This window comes from Streptomyces sp. NPDC056734, assembly GCF_042790455.1.
GTDB lineage: Bacteria > Actinomycetota > Actinomycetes > Streptomycetales > Streptomycetaceae > Streptomyces.
Map to the genome: position 1 here is coordinate 64297 of NZ_JBHTZD010000021.1, position 17708 is coordinate 82004.

A 17708-nucleotide genomic window follows, 5' to 3' on the forward strand; every position below is an offset into this window, starting at 1 on the left:
CAGAGAGGCACCACACGATGACCCAAGTCCAGGGAACCGCCGTCGACGTACCCGTCCAGGACGGCACCGCCGACGCCTACCTGGCCCACCCCGCCGATGGCGGGCCCCACCCCGGAGTGCTGTTCTACACGGACGCCTTCGGAGTACGGCCCCATGTGCGCGCGATGGCCGACCGGCTGGCCGGGGCGGGCTACACCGTCCTGGTGCCCAACCTGTTCCACCGGCACGGCCGGGCACCGGTCGTCGACCTCCCCGAGGTCATCGGCGAGGGAACCCGCGGCGAGCTGTGGAAGCGCCTGCGCCCGATCCTGCGCTCCCTCACCCCGGACCTCGCGATGCGCGACGCGTCCGGTTATCTGGCCTGGCTGGCCGACAGCCCGCTGGTGACCCCCGGCAAGGTGGCCCTGACCGGCTACTGCGTGGGTGCCCGGCTGTCCCTCCTCACGGCCGGCACCTACCCGGACCGGGTCGCCGCCGCCGCGGGCTTCCACGGCGGACGCCTCGCCACCGAGGACCCGGACAGCCCTCACCTGGTCGCCCCCGCCATCACCGCCGAGCTGTACTTCGGCCACGCCGACGACGACCCCTCCCTCCCCCCGGAGCAGATCCAGCGCCTGGAATCCGCCCTCACCCAGGCCGGCGTCCGCCACCACAGCGAGGTCTACACCGGCGCCCACCACGGCTACACCCAGTCCGACACCACGTCCTACGACAAGGAGTCCGACGAACGCCACTGGTCGGCCCTGCTGACCCTGCTGGGGCGCACGTACGCGTAGCGCCCCACGGAAGGACGGCCGGCACCCGCCCGCCTGAACGCCCGCGCCCCTCCCGACGCCGGCTCACCACCCCGCCTCACCAACTCCACGGCTGTCGGACCACACCCGGGTCCGACAGCCGTAGGACGCCATCGGCAGGGGCGCCGGGGGGGCGCGGGCGGGGGGCTCCGCCACGTCTGTACGTGTGTGGGGCACAGCTGTGGTGTGTGTACGGGCGTTGCGCCCAACCCTGGTGTCTGTACGGGCCTTGCGCCCAGCCCCCGCGCCGGTACGAATCTTGGGCCCAGCCCCGGTGTCAGTACGGGACATGGGCCCAGCTGTGGTGTGCGTACGAGCCTTGGACCCGGCCCCCCGCGTCGGTACGGGGCACGGGCCCACCCGGGGCATCTGCACCAATCCTGGGCCCAGCCGCCGCGCTCGTACGGGGGCACGGGCCACCCCGGGCATCCGCACCGGGCCTTGGACCCAGCCCCCCTTCGGCGACCGGCTCACCCGCGCTCCGCCCCGCCACCGGCTGGGGCAACGCCCCTCGGGCACTCACCCGGCAGATCCGTCGCGCAAACCCCTGCCCGGCCGGTCACCCATCCCGGACCCAGGGCCACCCGCTCCCTCAGCCCACCTGCCGGAAGACCCGGTCAGCAGCCACGAGGCCCCTCAACGGATGCGAGGCCCGCTCAACGGCCGCGCGGCCCAGTCACCCGCCCGCAGCCCCCGGCACCTGCCCGCCCAACCCCACGTTCGACCTGAGCCAGGCGCCCAGGGCCTCCGTGAGGCGGTGGTCGTCGGCGTCGGTGTCGCGGTTGGGGCGGACCTCGCGGAGGCGTTCGACGACCTGGTGGTGGTAGGCGCGGACGACGTCCGCGGCGTGGGCGGGGTCGCGGGTGCCGATGGCGGTCACGATGCGCATCCGGCCGGGCTGGAGCGCGCCCGCGACCTGCCCCCAGCCGCCCTCCTCGCCGCCGGACAGTTTCACGGAGAGGCCGATCTGCATCTCATTGACGAACCGGCACAGCGCGGCGAGCAGCGGGTTGTGGGAGATCTCGCCGAGGGTGGCGAAGAAGGCGTGCAGGGCGACCGAGGTGGCCTCGACCCCCTCCGCTCCTGGGATCGCCTCCGCACTCTCGCGCAGCCGGACGATCTCCGCGTCCGTGGCGTGCTCGGCGGCCAGCTCGGCGGCGTACGCATGGAGCGCGCCGAGCAGCCCCAGCACCTCGCGGGCGCCCACCTTCTCGACCTGTACGACCGAGGCGATGGACATCGCGAGCATGGTGTCGCCCTGTGCGTTGACCGTGGCCCGGCTGCCGTTGCGGGTGGTGATCAGGCCCATCGCCGTGAGCACCCGGACCGCCTCGCGGATCGTGGGCGCGCTGACGTCGTACGACGCCGCCAGATCCCGTTCGGACGGCAGCCGGGAACCGTTGGGCAGTGCGCCGCTGAGGATCTGCTCTCGGAGGTCCTCGACGATCTGGTCGGCCACCCGGCCGCGAAAGATCTTCGCGGAGGGATTGGGCACGGACATGTCACCCCCAGAAGGCGCCGTGAGCCGCGGTGACGCACGGGACCGCTCTTAGTAGTGAGGTGATCGTAACCTACCTAATAGGTGACTCACAAGCCTCGTCCAGCCGGCCCTCCAGAGCCTCAACGCTCCGCCCCGCGCACCGATTTGACCGAGTCGAGACCGAGTCAAGGGTGTGAGAGCGCGTTTCGCGCACTCTTCCTGGGGCGTTCCGGGGTCAACAAAGAAATGCGTGCGCTTTACCTTGACAGCAACCTACCAAGAAGGTTTCTTGGGGTCAGCGACGCCGTCGACACCAGACATCGGTACCCGAGACCGCCGTGACACCGGCCCCTCCCGGACATGACGACACATCCGCAATCACCCCACCCCCCCCACACGCCCACCCGACCGGTGGCGTGCGCGGGAACAGCCGCGACGACACCCCTCATGACGGAGGACGGCGATGCAGACCGCCCCGTAGTGCGAGTACGCGTTCCAGATCCACGACCGAGCCACCGGAGGCCGTCCATGTCCCCAACCCGCCCGAACACCGACGCCGGTCACGACGTCGGCGCCCGGCGCGGTCCACGGTTCGACGTCAGCCAGAAGCTGGCCGTCGGCATCGTGTATGTGGCCGGCATCTTCCTGAGCACGCTCGACATGACCATCGTCAACATCGCGCTCCCCTCGATCGGCCGGGCCTTCGACGTCCCCTCCACGTCGGTCGACATCGTCTCCGTCTCCTACCTGGTGAGCCTCGCGGTCTTCGTCCCCTGCTCCGGCTGGCTCGGCGACCGCTTCGGCGGCAAGCGCACCCTGCTCACCGCCATCACCGTCTTCACCCTCGCCTCCGCCCTGTGCGGCACCGCCACCAGCCTCGGCCAGCTCATCGCCTTCCGGGTCCTGCAAGGGGCCGGCGGCGGCATGCTCGCCTCGGTCGGCATGGCGATGCTGCTGCGCGCCTACCGCCCCGAGGAACGCGTCCGCGCCTCCGCCATCCTCACCATGGCCAACGGACTGGCCCCCACCCTGGGCCCGGTCCTCGGCGGCATCCTGGTCAGCCAGGTCTCCTGGCGCGCGATCTTCTACGTCAATGTCCCGTTCGGTGTGCTCGCGGTGATCTTCGGGATCCTGTGCCTGCGCAACGAGCCCGCCCGGCCCGCCGAGCGGCTCGACTTCACCGGGTTCCTGCTCGCCGCGTCCGGCTTCGGCGTGCTGATGTTCGGCATCTCCGAGGGACCCGAACGCGGCTGGGGCTCGCCCCCGGTGCTCGCCGGACTGCTCTGCGGCGGCGCGCTGCTCACCGGGCTTGTCCTGGTGAGCGTCCGCAAGAAGGCCCCGATGATGGACTTCCGGCTGCTGCGCATCCGGCTCTTCGCCGCCGGCACCACGGCGATGACCATGCAGTCCGCGACCTTCCTCGGCACGCTCTTCCTGATTACTCTCTATCTCCAGGATGTCCGGGGGATGACCCCGATGGCCGCGGGACTCGCGACCTTCCCCCAGTCCCTGGGGGTGGCCGTGGGCTCCCAGCTCGCCAGCCGGCTGCTCTACCGCAAGCTGAAGCCGCGCCGCCAGCTGATGCTGGGCGCCGCCGGCACCAGCGTGGCCGTCGCCCTGATGGCCCTGCTGCTGGACGAGACCACCCCGCTCTGGCTGGTCATCGCGCTGCTGGTGCTGATGGGCCTCGCCGTCGGCCAGGTCTTCCTCGGCACCCAGTCCGCGTCCTTCGCGACCGTCTCCGACGCGTCCTCGGGCCGCGCCTCCACCCTCTTCAACGTCGGCCGGCGGATCGGCGGCGCCTTCGGGGTCGCGGTCGTCACCACGGTCCTGGTCTCCGCCTCCGGCTCCGGCGGCGCAGCCGACATGGCCGGCTACCGCGCCGCCTTCATCACCGCCGCCGCCCTCAACCTCCTCGGTCTGTACGCCGCGACCCGCGTCAGCGACACCGACGCGGCGCCCACGATCCCCCCGCCGCGCGGCCGGCGCCGGCCCACCCCGGCGGCCCCCCGGCCCACCCCGTCCCCGCCCGATCCCCGTCCCCAGGAAGCGCCTATGCCGCAGACGCCCTCCCCGGCCCACGAGCCGCCCCGGCCCTGACGACGCCGGAGCACCCGCCGCGAACACCCTCCATCCACCCTCTCCGTACACGTAGCACGTACGCGTAGTCACGTTCACGTACACATCAGCACGTACCGCGTGTATTGCACCCACCGCACCCACCGCATGTACTGCATGCACCGCAGATGCCGCAGATGCCGCACACCTCGCGCGGACCGCATGCCTTGACACACACATCGCACACGCTGCACATACCGCACATATAGCGCGTGGCCGGCCCGGGACGGCCGCCACCGCCCGACCTGCCTGACCCCCCTTTCCGGCAAGGGGAGGTGTCCGGACCAGACGTGAGTGTCCGGCAGCCGCCAGATAGGGACCTCGAACGTCACGAGATTAGGGACCTGAACATGCACAGAAGCAATGGCGCTTCACCCCGTCCTCGGGCCACCGCGCTGCGCCGCCGCACCGCCGTGATCGCCACGGCGGTCAGCCTCACCGCCGTCGCCGGCTGTGGGGGGAACGCCAGCCCCGGAGCGAACGACAAGATCATCGTCTCGGTGTCGATCGCCGCGCCCGCCAACGCCCCGATCTTCCTCGCCGACGAGATGGGCTTCTTCAAGGACGAGGGCCTCGATGTCACGGTCGAGACCATCGCCAACGCGAGCCTTCAGATCGCCACCGGCAAGGTGCAGTTCGGCGCCGTGAACACCTCCACGGTCATCCAGTCCACCACGCAGGAGGACATCGACCTCCAGCAGATCTGTGTGACGCAGGTGGACCCGTCGTACATGCTCGCCGTCAGTGACGCCGCGTGGGAGCGCAACAACATGACGGACGACATGACGCTCAAGGAGCAGCTCATCGCCCTGGAGGGCGAGAACATCACCGCGATCGGCGGCCGGACCGTCAACCCGGGCGCCAAGCTGCTGGAAGCCCTGCTGGAGAAGGAGGGCCTGGCCCGGGACTCGATCGGCGTGCTGTCCCAGGCCAACACCGCGGCCTCCACCGCCGCCTTCCAGAAGGGCCAGGTCGGCCTGGTCTTCCAGCCCCAGCCCATCCCCGACCAGGTGCTCTCGGTCGCCCCCGGCAAGATCATCTACGACACCGCCACCTCCGACCTGTTCTCGGAGCTGGACAGCGTCGCCTGGTCCGGGATCGGCACCTCCAGGGAGTACGCCGAGGCGCACCCGGACGTCGCCGAGAAGATCTGCAACGCCATCGGCACCGCCAACAACTACCTCGACGAGAAGCCCGAGGAAGCGGCGAAGGCGCTCCAGGCCAACATGAACTCCTTCAGCGAGGAGATCCTGGTCAAGGCCATGCCCCACTACAAGTGGGCCACGGACGCCAACATGACGCAGGAGGAGTTCAACAAGAGCACCGAGATCCTCGCCGACATGGGCATGTTCGAGATGCCGTCCGCCGACAAGCTCGCCAAGGCTTACACGGACGAGTACCAGAAGTGATCCGGCCGCGCCCGGGCCGGCCGGCCCGCGCCGACGCCATCAGACGGACGCCAGCACAGGGACGAGGCGGAGGAAAATGAAGCAGGACCTTGAGACGGCGCGGCCGACGATGATCCTCGGGGATCTTTCGCACCGGTTCGAGTCGCCCGACGGCAAGATGATGGACGTCCTCACGGACGTGAACCTCACCATCCGGGAGAAGGAATTCTTCACCGTGGTGGGGCCCAGCGGATGCGGCAAGAGCACCCTGCTCAACATCGTCACCGGCATGCTGAAGCCGACGTCCGGCGAGGTCAAGCTGCTCAGCGGCGACCGTGAGCTGGACCGGCTGGAGATCGGCTACATCACCCAGGACTCCAATCTCTTCCCGTGGTTCACGGCGCTGGAGAATGTGATGATGCCGCTGGAGATCCGCAAGGTGCCCAAGCGGGAGCGGGTCGAGCGGGCCCGCGAGTGGCTCAAGATCGTGGGCCTGGAAGGGTTCGAGAACCACTACCCCCGCCAGCTCTCCGGCGGCATGCAGAAACGCTGCTGCATCGCCCGGACCATGGTCTACGAGCCCGAAGTGCTGCTCATGGACGAACCGTTCGGCGCGCTCGACGCGATCACCAAGACGACCATGCAGAAGACCGTCCTGGATCTGTGGCAGCGGCGCCAGACCTCGGTCGTGTTCATCACCCACGACCTGACCGAGGCCATCGCCCTGTCCGACCGCGTCGCCGTCATGACCGGCCGCCCCGGCCGCATCCGCACCACCGTCGACATCCCGCTCGAACGCCCCCGGGACGTCTACAACATCACCGACGTGAAGAACTTCCAGGAGCTGCGGCGCGAGCTGTGGGGCCTGCTCGAGAACGACCTGGACTCCTAGGAGGAGAGCGCGATGTCTTTCGAAGAACCCGCCATGCGGCGGGGCCGGGTCGTCCGGCAGAAGACCGGGCGACCGCGCGGACGCCACGGCATGCTCGTGATCGCCGGGCAACTGGGCGTCGTCCTGCTGATCCTGGGCGTCTGGCAATTGGTCAGCGGCCGGTGGATCGACTACTTCCTGATCAGCAACCCGATCGACGTGATCGTCAAACTGGTCGAGGTCAGCGGTGACAGCGCGATGCACCGCCACACCCTGATCACCGCTCAGGAACTGGTCCTGGGCTGGTCGCTCGGCGCGGGCTGCGGCGCCGTCCTGGGCTGGGCGCTCGGCGCGGTGAAGATCGTCGGTGAGATCCTGGAGCCGATCCTGAACGCCATCAACGGCATCCCCAAGGTCGCCCTGGCGCCGATGATGCTGCTCTGGTTCGGCCTGGGCATGGGCTCGAAGGTCGCGATCGCCAGCATGATCGTGTTCTTCCTGGTGTTCTTCAACGTCTACTCGGGCATGCGCAATGTGCCACGCCCCCTAGTCGAGGTGGCCCGCGCCATGGGCGCCTCCCGGATGTACGTGGTGCGCAAGGTGGTCGTGCCCTCGGTCGCCGTGCCGCTGTTCGCCGGTCTCAAGGCCGGGGTGTCGTTCGCGATGATCGGTGTCATCGCCGGCGAGTTCATCTCGGCCGACGAGGGCCTCGGCTACTACTCCATGACCGCGACCCAGCAGTTCGACCCGGCCGGCCTGTTCGCCGCGCTGGTCATCATCGTGGCCATGGTGGTGGCGGGCAGCGCGATCATCGGCGCCTTCGAGAAGCGCGCCCTGAAGTGGCAGAACTGACCGCCTCGCCCTGAGGACACCTCGGCCCCCGTCCGGCGCACTCCGGACGGGGGCCGAGGTCATGAGCGGCTCATGAACAGCTCACCGGCGGCTCATGGATAACTGGTGAGGTTGGCGACGTTGGTGGTGGAGTTCGAGGGCCCGCCGCTGTCGTTGATGACCCGGCGGATCGTGCCGACGCCGCCCAGGGAGACGGTCACCATGCTGGTGAAGCGGACGTTCGCGTTGACCGGCGCCTCGATCGCCCGCTCCGCCGCGACGGCCGGATTGACATTGAAGTAGCAGTAGCTGCCGAAGCCGTAGACCTGGTGGCTGGTGACCGTGTTCGCGACCTTGTAGGCGGCGTAGCCCTGGGTCGTGCCGTTCATCCAGGCGGCCTGGTTGGGTGGGTCGTAGGGCATTTCGTTCTGGTAGAAGTACGTCCGGCCGCCGTTGCCGTTCCAGATGGTCTGGTACTTCTGGTAGTGCTCGACGAACAGGCCGTACATGGTGACGTTGTCGCCGTTGACGATGAGTCCGGTGTCGCCGGTGTTGCTGTTCCAGCCGATGCCGGTGCCGTGGTCGCCGCGCCAGATCCACAGGTGGTCGCCGATGACGTTGTCGCTGTTGACGACCAGGCTGGTGGTGGCCTTGCCGACGGCGGCGCCGCCGACGCGGAAGTACACGTCGTGCAGGCTGGTGGGGTTGGCCGCGTGGGAGGCGGAGGAGCCCGCCGGGCCGACCTCCATGAGGGTGGCCGAGTTGGTGGTGCCCGCGTCGAAGAGGATCCCGGCGACCTTCACGCCGTCGACGTCGGCGACGCGCATCGCGGTGATGCCGTTGTCCGGGATGAAGGTGGCGAGACCCAGGCCGAGGACGACGGTGTCGGGCCGGTTGATCTGGAGGGTCTGGTTGAGGTGGTAGACCCCGGGTGTGACCAGCAGGTTCTTGCCCGCCGCCAGCGCCGCGTTGATGTCGGCCGCCGTCGCGCCCGGCTTGACGATGTAGAACTGGTCGATCGGCAGCGAACTCCCGGCCGCCGTGCCGCCCACCCAGGTCGTCGCCGTCGAGTTGGACCGCAGCGCGGGCACGAACACCTGATAGGCGCCGTTTCCGTCCACGTACAGGAAGGGCTTCTCCCGGACCACCGGGGTCTGCGCGACCGTCGTGTAGGGCGGGCTCGGGAAGCTGGTCGCGGGGACGCCCTGGCTGCCGACGAAGACCATGTTCCAGTTGGAGCCGGTCCAGCCGCCGAGCTGCGAGTTACGGGTCAGCCACTGCTGCTGCGTACCGGAGTTGACCTGGCCGTCGATCTTGGTGTCGGCCATGAAACCGCCGCTGGACCAGCCGCCGTCGCTCAGCTCCAGATTGCCCCGCACATGCATCCGCCGGTACGCCGACGCCTGGGACACCGACCAGCGGTCCGTGCCGCCGGTCGGATTCACCGACAGGTTCTCCGCGCCCCGCCAGAAGTTCTGGGTGGCGTTCTGCGGCGGGAACCAGTCCGCCTCCACATGCACGGCCCCGTTGATGTTCACCGCGTCCGGCGACAGCCCGAGCCCGGCGACCTGCGTGTAGAAGCCGACGTTGACGTCCGCGTTGTAGGAGCCCGGCTTGAACATCACCGCGTACCGCTGTGAGCCGAACTGGTTGGTCTCCTGCTGCTGGAAGATGGTGTTCAGCCGGCTCTGGATGGTCGCCGCCGACATCGACGGATCGAAGACGACGACATTCGGGCCGAGGTCGGGATTGACCGCCGTCTGCTCCACCGGCACCACCTGGAACCGCTGGGCGGCACTGCCGTTGCAGGTGTACTGCACCAGCTGCACACTGTCGGCCGTCGACGCCGACGGCACGTCCAGGCACTTGCCGCTGTTGCGGTTCACGAAGTGATAGGCGCCGCCGCCCTCGTCGACCGGCAGCCACTGCTGATTGTTGCCACCGCCGTAGCCCCACAGATGCACGGCGGCGTTGTCGGCGGTCGACACCCCGGAGACGTCCACCACCTGGGCCGCGTTGTTGCGGTTGTTGATCCGGACATAGCCGTTGGTGGTGGCCGTGAACGACCACTGCTGGGCGTTGCTGCTGTTGCAGGCGTACTGCTGCACGGCCGTGCCGTTGGCCGTACCGGCCGCCCGCGCATCCAGGCAACGGCCGCTCGCGGCGTTCATGACGGTCGCCCAGCCGGTGGGCAGTGCCGCCTCGGCGGCGGAGGCGGACGGCGCCGGGGCGGCCGTGAGGAAGGAGGCGGCGGCCGCGACGACCAGACCGGCGGCCAGTGATCTGCGGTGCCCCTTGCGAGAGGGGCGCGAAAGAAGGAACACGTGTTCTCCTCAGCGACGGATCGGCTCAGGGGATGGGGGAAGGGGGGTGGGGGGTGCGGGTGCGCGGGTGCGCGGGTGCGGTGCGGGTGGAGATGCCGTGGGGGGCGCAAAGGAGGCCAGGTCAGACCAGACCAGGCCAGACCGATCCAGTTCAGGCCAGTTCAGGTCAGCCGGTGTACGCGGCGAACACCCGGGTGTAGTCCCAGTCCGACTGTCCGACGCCGGAACAGCTGTCGGCGGGGCCGCCGGTGCAGGGCCGGTCGCGGTTGGCGGACCAGAAGGTCAGCCGGGCCAGATGGTGCTGCTGGGCGTGGGCGAGCATGGTCCGGAAGTCGGCGACGGTGACGGTCTCGTTCTGATCGGTGATCCCGTTCATGGAGGAGATCCCCATGGACCGGTACGCCTGGTCGTCGCTGTAGCCGTACGCGGCCTTCAGCGCGTTCTTGAGCCCCTCGGCCGCCTGCACGGACAGCTCGCCCATGTTCTGTCCGGCGCCGCCGAAGTTGAACGGCATGATCGTCCAGCCGTCGACGGTCAGCCCCGAGGAGGCCGCCCGGTTGATCAGACCGGTGTCGGGCCCGCTCTGCCCGGTGCCGATGGTGACGTACACCTTGAGGCCAGGGTTGGCGGCCTTGACCGTCTTCAGCGCGTCCACCGTGCGCTGCTGCACGTCCGGGCTGTCGTAGGCGGCGGCCTCGATGTCGATCGCCGCCAGCCCGTAGGCGCTGATCACCCGCTGATAGGCGGCCGGCTCACTCGCGGTGGCGCACGAACTCTCCAGCTTGTTGCCGCTCCAGCCGCCGAAGGACGGGATGACATCGCCGCCGTTCGCCCGCACGGTAGCGATGGTCTGCTGGTCGACGCCGCTGGTCAGTGCCCGCGAGCCGTCCCACCGCGGGTCGCAGTAGCCGTTGCTCAGCACGAAGGCCGGCGTGAACCACTTCACGCCGGTCGCGGCGGTGATCGTCGTCGGACTCGGCGGACCGCCCCAGCCGTTGTAGAGGTACGGCGCCACCGCCATCGGCGCCGAGGTGCCGGGGTCGCCGGGCGCGGGCGCGGTCCACTTCTGATGGGCGGCGCCGGTACAGCTCCAGAGCTGCGCGCGGGTGCCGCTGGCCGGGTTGTTGCCGGTGACATCGAGGCACTTGCCGAGCGCCCGGACGGTCCCGTCGGTGCCGGTGGTCCACCGCTGAGCGGCGGTGCCGTCGCAGTCGTAGAGCTGTACGGGGGTGCCGTCGGCGGAGTTGGCCCCGGCGACGTCGAGGCATGTGCCCGCGAGACCGGTGATGGCGCCGGTCGCCGCCCGGGCGGGGGAGGCGGTGAGGAGACCGGCGGCGAGCGTGAGGGCGGTGGCCGCGACGGCGGCGGCGAGTGGGACGGACCTTGCTCTGGCCATGGTGGGGGGTGGCCTTTCGCGAGGGCGGGCGCGCGGGGCCGTGTTCACCTTCCGAACGGCCGGGCGCCCCCACGGGACGAGGGTCGCTCGGTGAAGCTAAAGGTCCGGACCACTTCCGTCAAGATGTGAAGTAAGAAGTGAGGGAAGGCCGTTTCCGGGCCGCCCGCCCACCCCCGCGCCGATGTGCCGCCCTGAGGGTCCCTTCCCTCCCCCCGGCCCCGACGTTCGCTGGAGGCAACGGCACGGCGTGGTACAGCCGTCGTGGTACAGCCGTCGTGCCGAGCCCCCCCACGACCCTTGCCACAGCCCTCACCACCGCCTGTGCCACCGCCTCTGCCCCGCCCCCTTGATGCCATCACTGCCCTTGCCTCAGCCTTTGCCGCGCCCCCTTGCTGCCGCCGACATGACCCACCGCCCGCCCGGCGCCCCCCACCGCGCCGCCCCTCCGTCCCCCCAGCGTCTCGCGGTCTTCGGTGACGGCGTGTTCACCATCGCGATCACTGCGTCGGCGCGCGATCACCCCGGCCGCCGCCCTGCGGGGCTGGGGCGGGCGGACGCCCGGGAAACCCAGGGACGAGCCCGCCGACGGACCGCCTACCCTTTAAGGCATGACCAGCAGCGGCGACCGGAGCACGGCAGTGGAAGCTCAAGGACATCCGACGTACGAGATCCGCACCTACGGGTGTCAGATGAACGTGCACGACTCGGAGCGATTGTCCGGTCTGCTGGAGGACGCCGGGTACGTCCGCGCCCCCGAGGGCGCCGACGGCGACGCCGACGTGGTCGTCTTCAACACCTGCGCGGTCCGCGAGAACGCCGACAACCGGCTGTACGGCAACCTCGGCCGCCTCGCCCCGATGAAGACCAGGCGTCCCGGCATGCAGATCGCCGTCGGCGGCTGCCTGGCGCAGAAGGACCGCGACACCATCGTGAAGCGGGCCCCCTGGGTCGACGTCGTCTTCGGCACGCACAACATCGGCAAGCTCCCGGTGCTCCTGGAGCGCGCCCGCGTGCAGGAGGAGGCGCAGGTCGAGATCGCCGAGTCCCTGGAGGCGTTCCCGTCCACCCTGCCGACCCGCCGCGAGAGCGCGTACGCGGCCTGGGTCTCGATCTCCGTCGGCTGCAACAACACCTGCACCTTCTGCATCGTCCCGGCCCTGCGCGGCAAGGAGAAGGACCGCCGCCCCGGTGATGTCCTCGCCGAGGTCGAGGCCCTGGTCGCCGAGGGCGTCAGCGAGATCACCCTGCTCGGCCAGAACGTCAACGCGTACGGCAGTGACATCGGCGACCGTGAGGCGTTCGGCAAGCTGCTGCGGGCGTGCGGCGGGATCGACGGCCTGGAGCGGGTCCGCTTCACCTCGCCCCACCCCAAGGACTTCACGGACGACGTGATCGCGGCGATGGCCGAGACCTCCAACGTCATGCCGCAGCTCCACATGCCGCTCCAGTCCGGCTCGGACCCGGTCCTGCGGGCGATGCGCCGCTCCTACCGCCAGGACCGCTACCTCGGGATCATCGAGAAGGTCCGCGCGGCCATCCCGCAGGCGGCGATCACCACGGACATCATCGTCGGCTTCCCCGGCGAGACCGAGGACGACTTCGAGCAGACCCTGCACGTGGTCCGCGAGGCCCGCTTCGCCCAGGCGTTCACCTTCCAGTACTCCAAGCGCCCCGGCACCCCCGCCGCCACCATGGACGGCCAGATCCCCAAGAAGACCGTCCAGGAGCGCTACGAGCGGCTGGTCGCCCTCCAGGAACAGATCTCCTGGGACGAGAACAAGCGGCAGGTCGGCCGCACGCTCGACCTGATGGTCGCCGAGGGCGAGGGCCGCAAGGACGGCGCCACCCACCGTCTGTCCGGCCGCGCCCCCGACAACCGCCTGGTCCACTTCACCAAGCCCGCCGGAGAGGTCCGCCCCGGCGACGTGGCAACGGTCGAGATCACCTACGCCGCCCCGCACCACCTGCTCGCCGAGGGCGAGGTCCGAGGGGTCCGCCGCACCCGCGCGGGCGACGCCTGGGAGAAGCGCAGCACGGCCGTGGCCGCCAAGCCGGCGGGCGTGCTGCTGGGCCTGCCCAAGATCGGCGTCCCGGAGCCGCTGCCGGTCTCCTCGGGCGGCTGCGGCCACGACTGAGGGACTGCCACAATGCGGTCGGAAGGGAGCCGTCCCATGTTGCCGTACCGCATTGCGTTCACCGAAGAGGCCGCCGAAGTGCGCGACAGCCTGTCCGCCGACCGGCGCGAGGTGCTGGAGCGCGGCCTGGCCATACTGGTGACCGACCCACGGCACAAGCTCTCCCACCCGGTGCGCGGCGACGACGCCACCCGTGAGATCGCCCTCTCCCGCAACCTCTTCGTCGAGTACGTGATCAGCGACGGCAAACTCGTGATCCTCCTCCTCACCCTGATCGACCTGACGGACGTACTCATCGAGGACTGACACACGGGGCCCCTCCGGGGGTTCTGATGGCGGGGGCACGGGACTCCGACGGTCCTCGCGGCGGGCGTGCGTGGGACTTGGCGGTCGGCGGGGATCCGTGCGGGGGCTGTGGGTGGGAGTCCGGCGGTCTGGTGGGCTTTTGTGGTGGGCGGCTGCGAGATCCCGGCGGTCCGGCGGGGGTTCCTGTGTGGGGCGTGCGCGGGACTCCGGCGGAGGTCCCTGTGGCGGTTCTGCGCGGGACTCCGGCGGTCTGGCGGGGGTTCGTGTGGGGGCGGTGCGTGGGAGTCCGGCGGTCTGGTGGGCTTTTGTGGTGGGCGGCTGTGAGATCCCGGCGGTCCGGCAGGAGTTCCCGTGCGGGGCGTGCGCGGGAGTCCAGCGGAGGTCCCTGTGGCGGTTCTGCGCGGGACCCGGACGGCTCGGCGGCGTGTGGGGGTTGTGCGTGGGAGTCCGGCGTTCCGGTGGGCTTTTGCGGCGGACCTCCACGGGACTCTGGCGGTCTGCCGACGGTTCGTCTGGGGGCTGTGCGTGGGCGTCCGGCCGTCCGGTGGGTCTTTGTGGCGGGCCGCCGCGACATCCCGGCCGTCCGGCGGGGGTTCCCGTGCGGGGCGGGCGCGGGACTCCGGCGGACGTCCATGTGAGGGACCTCCCCGGTACCCGGCCGTTCGGCGGGGTTACCCTGCCGGTCATGCTTGTCGCCGCCGCCGTCTGCCCCTGTCCGCCGCTGCTGGTGCCCGAGGTCGCCTCGGGTGCCGCGCCCGAACTGGACGCCGCCCGCGCCGCCTGCGTGGACGCGCTCGGCGTCCTGGCGGCGGCCCGCCCCGACCGGCTGGTGGTGATCGGCCCGGTGGAGGAAGCGGAATCCGGGACGTACGCGGAGGGCAGCCGGGGTTCCTTCCACGGCTTCGGGGTGGACGCCACCGTACGGCTCGGACGGGAGCGGCCCGCCCCCGCTGATCCGGCCCGACCGCTGCCTGCTTCCCTCGCCGTCGCGGCCTGGCTGCTGGAGCGGACCGGGTGGGCGGATGCCCCGATCGAGGGACTCGCCGTGGCGGAACCACTTGCCGCCGAGCGGTGTATCCAGATCGGGAGGGAGATCGTGGCGGCGCCCGGCGAGCGGGTCGCGCTGCTGGTGATGGGCGACGCCAGCGCCTGCCGCACACTCAAGGCGCCGGGCTATCTCGACGAGCGCGCGCAGCCGTACGACGCGGAGGTCGCCCGCGCGCTGGATGCGGCCGACGGGGCGGCCCTCGCGGCGCTGGACCCCGGCCTGTCCCGCGGGCTGAAGGCATCCGGCCGGGCCCCTTGGCAGGTGCTGGCGGGAGCGGCGCAGGACGCGGGACTCTCCGGCGACCTGCTGTACGACGAGGCGCCGTACGGGGTGGGGTACCTGGTGGCGACCTGGAGCTAGCGCCGGCCTGGGGCTGGCGGCGGGGGCCGGGTCAGCGGGGCCGCCGGTGCGAGGGTGCGGGCCACTGCGTAGGCGGCGCGGAAGAACGGCCGACGGCCGGGAGCGCACAGGCTCCGCGGCCGTCCGTCCGCCGGTGGGTGTGCCGTCGCCTCAGGAGGCGGGTGGTGCGGAGTCGGGGGGCGGGGTGCCGCCACCTGACCCGGGGGTGCCTGTAGTACCTGTACCTGTACCTGAACCTGAACCGCCGGTGGAACCCGTGCTGCCGGGGTCACCGGCGTTGCCCGTGGTGCCCGCCGCTCCGGGGGTGCCGGGGTGTCCCGCACCGGCGGTGCCCTCTTGGCCCTCCTTGTGCGCGAGGCGGTCCATGGCGCCCTTGGCCTTGTCCGTACCGGTATGGATCTTCTCGCTGTACTTGCCCTTGGTCCGCTCGTCGACGGCCTTCGCGGCCTTGTCGATGCCGTGCGTCACCTTGTCCCCGTGCTGCTGCGCGAGGTCCGACACCTTGTCCTTGGCCGGGGCGAGCTTGGCCTTCAAACTGTCCAGGAGACCCATGGTCCACCTTCCCTCGCGGGCCCGATCATGTACGGGCGCCTTCGTCGGCGTCATTGTCGGCCGCCTGCTCGGCGGACTGCTGCTTGGGAATCTCGACACTGGCGGTCGCCCGGCCCCCGGCGTCCCGCGCCGCCGGCTCCCCGGTCGCCACCTCGTCCGAACCCGTCGGCGCCGCCGCCTCGCCGGCCTCTTCCACCACGGTCTGAGCAACCGCCTCCGCGGCCGGAGCCGCAGTGGTCGACGCCTCCTCCGAGGCGGCCTCCTCAGTGGCCTTGGACCTCCGAAGAAGTCGCGCAAAAACGCCCATATCCACTCCATACGTTACTCGTGCGGGGGAAATCCCGCGTCACCCGGTGCGTCCGATTGCGCCGCCCGGGGCACCGCCCCTTCACGAAGGCGGCGAAACCTCGCATCGGGCAACGACCCCGCACCCCGCCCGTCACGTAACTCGTTCGAGGGCCCGGTGGGAGGTTTGCGAGACTGGTCCCGTGAGCAGCGCACCCCCCGCCCCCCGAGTCATCGCCGTCGTCGGCCCCACCGCGGCCGGAAAGTCCGATCTGGGCGTCCACCTCGCCCAGCAGCTCGGAGGTGAGGTCGTCAACGCCGACTCCATGCAGCTGTACCGGGGGATGGACATCGGCACCGCCAAGCTGACGCCCCGGGAGCGGGACGGCGTACCGCACCATCTGCTCGACATCTGGGACATCACCGTCACGGCCTCCGTCGCCGAGTACCAGCGGCTGGCGCGCGCCCGTATCGACGCGCTGCTCACCGAGGGCCGCTGGCCGGTCCTGGTCGGCGGCTCCGGACTCTACGTCCGCGGGGCCGTGGACAACCTGGAGTTCCCCGGCACCGACCCCGGCGTGCGCGCCCGCCTGGAGGAGGAACTGGTGCTGCGCGGCTCCGGGGCGCTGCACGCCTGCCTCGCCGTCGCCGATCCCGAGGCCGCCCGGGCGATCCTGCCGAGCAACGGCCGCCGTATCGTCCGCGCGCTGGAGGTGATCGAGATCACCGGCCGGCCCTTCACGGCGAACCTTCCCGGCCATGACTCGGTCTACGACACCGTGCAGATCGGCGTCGACGTGGCCCGTCCCGAGCTGGACGAACGCATCGCCCGCCGGGTCGACCGCATGTGGGAGGCCGGACTGGTCCACGAAGTGCGCGCACTCCAGGCGCAGGGGTTGCGCGACGGGCGTACGGCCTCACGGGCCCTGGGCTACCAGCAGGTCCTCGCCGCGCTCGCCGGGGAGTGCTCCATGGAGGAGGCCCGCGCGGAGACCGTCCGGGCCACCAAGCGCTTCGCGCGCCGCCAGGATTCATGGTTCAGGCGCGATCCCCGGGTGCATTGGCTCAGTGGGGCCGCGGCGGACCTCCGGGAACTTCCCCGGCTCGCACTGGCGTTGGTCGAACGACCGGTCACAGCCTGATCACGTCCTGGCATCGGGACGCCCAGGCCGTCATCCGGGCGTTCGGGACCGTGCCATCATCGAGCTTCGATCGACCAGTGGAGTCCGAGTTGGGAGGGCGCGTGGCGATGGAGGCCGGCCCTCGCGACACCGCACAAGACACCGAACCCGTCACCGCCGCGGACCGCGGCCGACCGGATCCGGACGATCTTCTTCCGGGCCCCGATCCGAGCCTCGATCCGAGCCTCGACCCGAGCCCCGATCTGAGCCTCGATCTGACCCCTGACGGGCCCGATGACAGCGCCGACGTGGTCAGCCAGGACGGACCGGAGCCCGAGGAGATGTTCGCGGGCGGCCCCGAGGTCGAGGTCGAGCTGCGCCCCCAGCGCAGGCTGCGGATCTGGCAGCTCGCCCCCATCGTCGCCCTGGCCGCGCTCGGCTCCCTGATGTTCGCCTTCCCGCTCGCCTTCGACTTCGGCGACAGCGGGGCCGTGATCGCGATGCTGGGCCTGCTGATCTGCTCCTGCGCCGCCGGCTGGGGCATGATGGCCGCCCGCCGCGTCGGCCACTCCTGGCCCGGCCTGCCCCAGCGTGGTTCCGGCAAACGCCCGGACTGGCGGATCGCCCTGGCGTACGCGGTGCTGGTGGCCGCGGTCGTGGTGCTCGCGGTGTGGCGCGTGGCCCGGCTGCGCTGAGCGG

The 17708-nt window shown here is 70.8% G+C and carries 15 protein-coding genes; 10 read left to right on the top strand and 5 right to left on the bottom strand.

Annotated elements, in window-relative coordinates:
• The first annotated feature begins 17 nt into the window (after positions 1-17).
• Positions 18-776, top strand: coding sequence for a dienelactone hydrolase family protein (locus tag ACFRFC_RS28955; protein WP_382692417.1), 759 nt, complete (start codon positions 18-20; stop codon positions 774-776).
• 694 nt (positions 777-1470) lie between these two features.
• On the opposite strand, the gene ACFRFC_RS28960 is transcribed toward ACFRFC_RS28955, so the two are convergent.
• Positions 1471-2295, bottom strand: coding sequence for a FadR/GntR family transcriptional regulator (locus ACFRFC_RS28960; RefSeq protein WP_383112666.1), 825 nt, complete (start codon positions 2293-2295; stop codon positions 1471-1473).
• A gap of 507 nt (positions 2296-2802) precedes the next feature.
• On the opposite strand from ACFRFC_RS28960, the gene ACFRFC_RS28965 reads away from it, so the two are divergent.
• The 4 genes from ACFRFC_RS28965 (at position 2803) to ACFRFC_RS28980 (ending at position 7503) form a co-directional block, all read left to right on the top strand.
• Entirely contained in the window at positions 2803-4374 is a 1572-nt protein-coding gene (locus tag ACFRFC_RS28965) for an MDR family MFS transporter (protein ID WP_382692419.1), read from the top strand.
• 368 nt (positions 4375-4742) lie between these two features.
• Positions 4743-5801 (top strand): ABC transporter substrate-binding protein, encoded by a 1059-nt coding sequence (locus ACFRFC_RS28970; RefSeq protein WP_382692420.1) that lies wholly within the window; start codon positions 4743-4745, stop codon positions 5799-5801.
• 76 nt (positions 5802-5877) lie between these two features.
• Entirely contained in the window at positions 5878-6672 is a 795-nt protein-coding gene (locus ACFRFC_RS28975) for an ABC transporter ATP-binding protein (RefSeq protein WP_382692421.1), read from the top strand.
• Between the two features lie 12 nt (positions 6673-6684).
• Positions 6685-7503, top strand: coding sequence for an ABC transporter permease (locus ACFRFC_RS28980; protein ID WP_382692422.1), 819 nt, complete (start codon positions 6685-6687; stop codon positions 7501-7503).
• 92 nt (positions 7504-7595) lie between these two features.
• Here ACFRFC_RS28980 and ACFRFC_RS28985 read toward each other — a convergent pair whose 3' ends face one another.
• Together ACFRFC_RS28985 and ACFRFC_RS28990 are read right to left on the bottom strand one after the other, a co-directional pair.
• On the bottom strand, positions 7596-9806 hold the full coding sequence (locus tag ACFRFC_RS28985; protein ID WP_382692423.1) for an RICIN domain-containing protein: 2211 nt from the start codon (positions 9804-9806) through the stop codon (positions 7596-7598).
• A 166-nt stretch (positions 9807-9972) separates the two neighbouring features.
• The gene (locus ACFRFC_RS28990) at positions 9973-11202 is read right to left on the bottom strand and encodes a ricin-type beta-trefoil lectin domain protein (RefSeq protein ID WP_382692424.1); all 1230 of its coding nucleotides are present in this window, start codon (positions 11200-11202) and stop codon (positions 9973-9975) included.
• 608 nt (positions 11203-11810) lie between these two features.
• On the opposite strand from ACFRFC_RS28990, the gene miaB reads away from it, so the two are divergent.
• The 3 genes from miaB to ACFRFC_RS29005 all read left to right on the top strand — a co-directional run bounded on the left by miaB (position 11811) and on the right by ACFRFC_RS29005 (position 15051).
• On the top strand, positions 11811-13337 hold the full coding sequence (gene miaB / locus ACFRFC_RS28995; RefSeq protein WP_382692425.1) for a tRNA (N6-isopentenyl adenosine(37)-C2)-methylthiotransferase MiaB: 1527 nt from the start codon (positions 11811-11813) through the stop codon (positions 13335-13337).
• A gap of 36 nt (positions 13338-13373) precedes the next feature.
• Positions 13374-13643, top strand: a complete 270-nt coding sequence (locus ACFRFC_RS29000) for a hypothetical protein (RefSeq protein WP_382692426.1) — start codon at positions 13374-13376, stop codon at positions 13641-13643.
• A 685-nt stretch (positions 13644-14328) separates the two neighbouring features.
• Positions 14329-15051, top strand: a complete 723-nt coding sequence (locus ACFRFC_RS29005; protein WP_382692427.1) for a class III extradiol dioxygenase subunit B-like domain-containing protein — start codon at positions 14329-14331, stop codon at positions 15049-15051.
• A gap of 150 nt (positions 15052-15201) precedes the next feature.
• Here ACFRFC_RS29005 and ACFRFC_RS29010 read toward each other — a convergent pair whose 3' ends face one another.
• Together ACFRFC_RS29010 and ACFRFC_RS29015 are read right to left on the bottom strand one after the other, a co-directional pair.
• Positions 15202-15603, bottom strand: coding sequence for an antitoxin (locus ACFRFC_RS29010; protein WP_382692428.1), 402 nt, complete (start codon positions 15601-15603; stop codon positions 15202-15204).
• A gap of 25 nt (positions 15604-15628) precedes the next feature.
• Positions 15629-15910, bottom strand: a complete 282-nt coding sequence (locus ACFRFC_RS29015) for a hypothetical protein (RefSeq protein ID WP_382692429.1) — start codon at positions 15908-15910, stop codon at positions 15629-15631.
• 181 nt (positions 15911-16091) lie between these two features.
• Here ACFRFC_RS29015 and miaA point away from each other — a divergent pair, with 181 nt between their 5' ends.
• Both miaA and ACFRFC_RS29025 read left to right on the top strand, forming a co-directional pair.
• The gene (gene miaA, locus ACFRFC_RS29020) at positions 16092-17030 is read left to right on the top strand and encodes a tRNA (adenosine(37)-N6)-dimethylallyltransferase MiaA (RefSeq protein WP_382692430.1); all 939 of its coding nucleotides are present in this window, start codon (positions 16092-16094) and stop codon (positions 17028-17030) included.
• Between the two features lie 107 nt (positions 17031-17137).
• Positions 17138-17704: a hypothetical protein gene (locus tag ACFRFC_RS29025; RefSeq protein ID WP_382692431.1), complete on the top strand. Its 567-nt coding sequence runs from the start codon at positions 17138-17140 to the stop codon at positions 17702-17704.
• Positions 17705-17708: the final 4 nt, after the last annotated feature.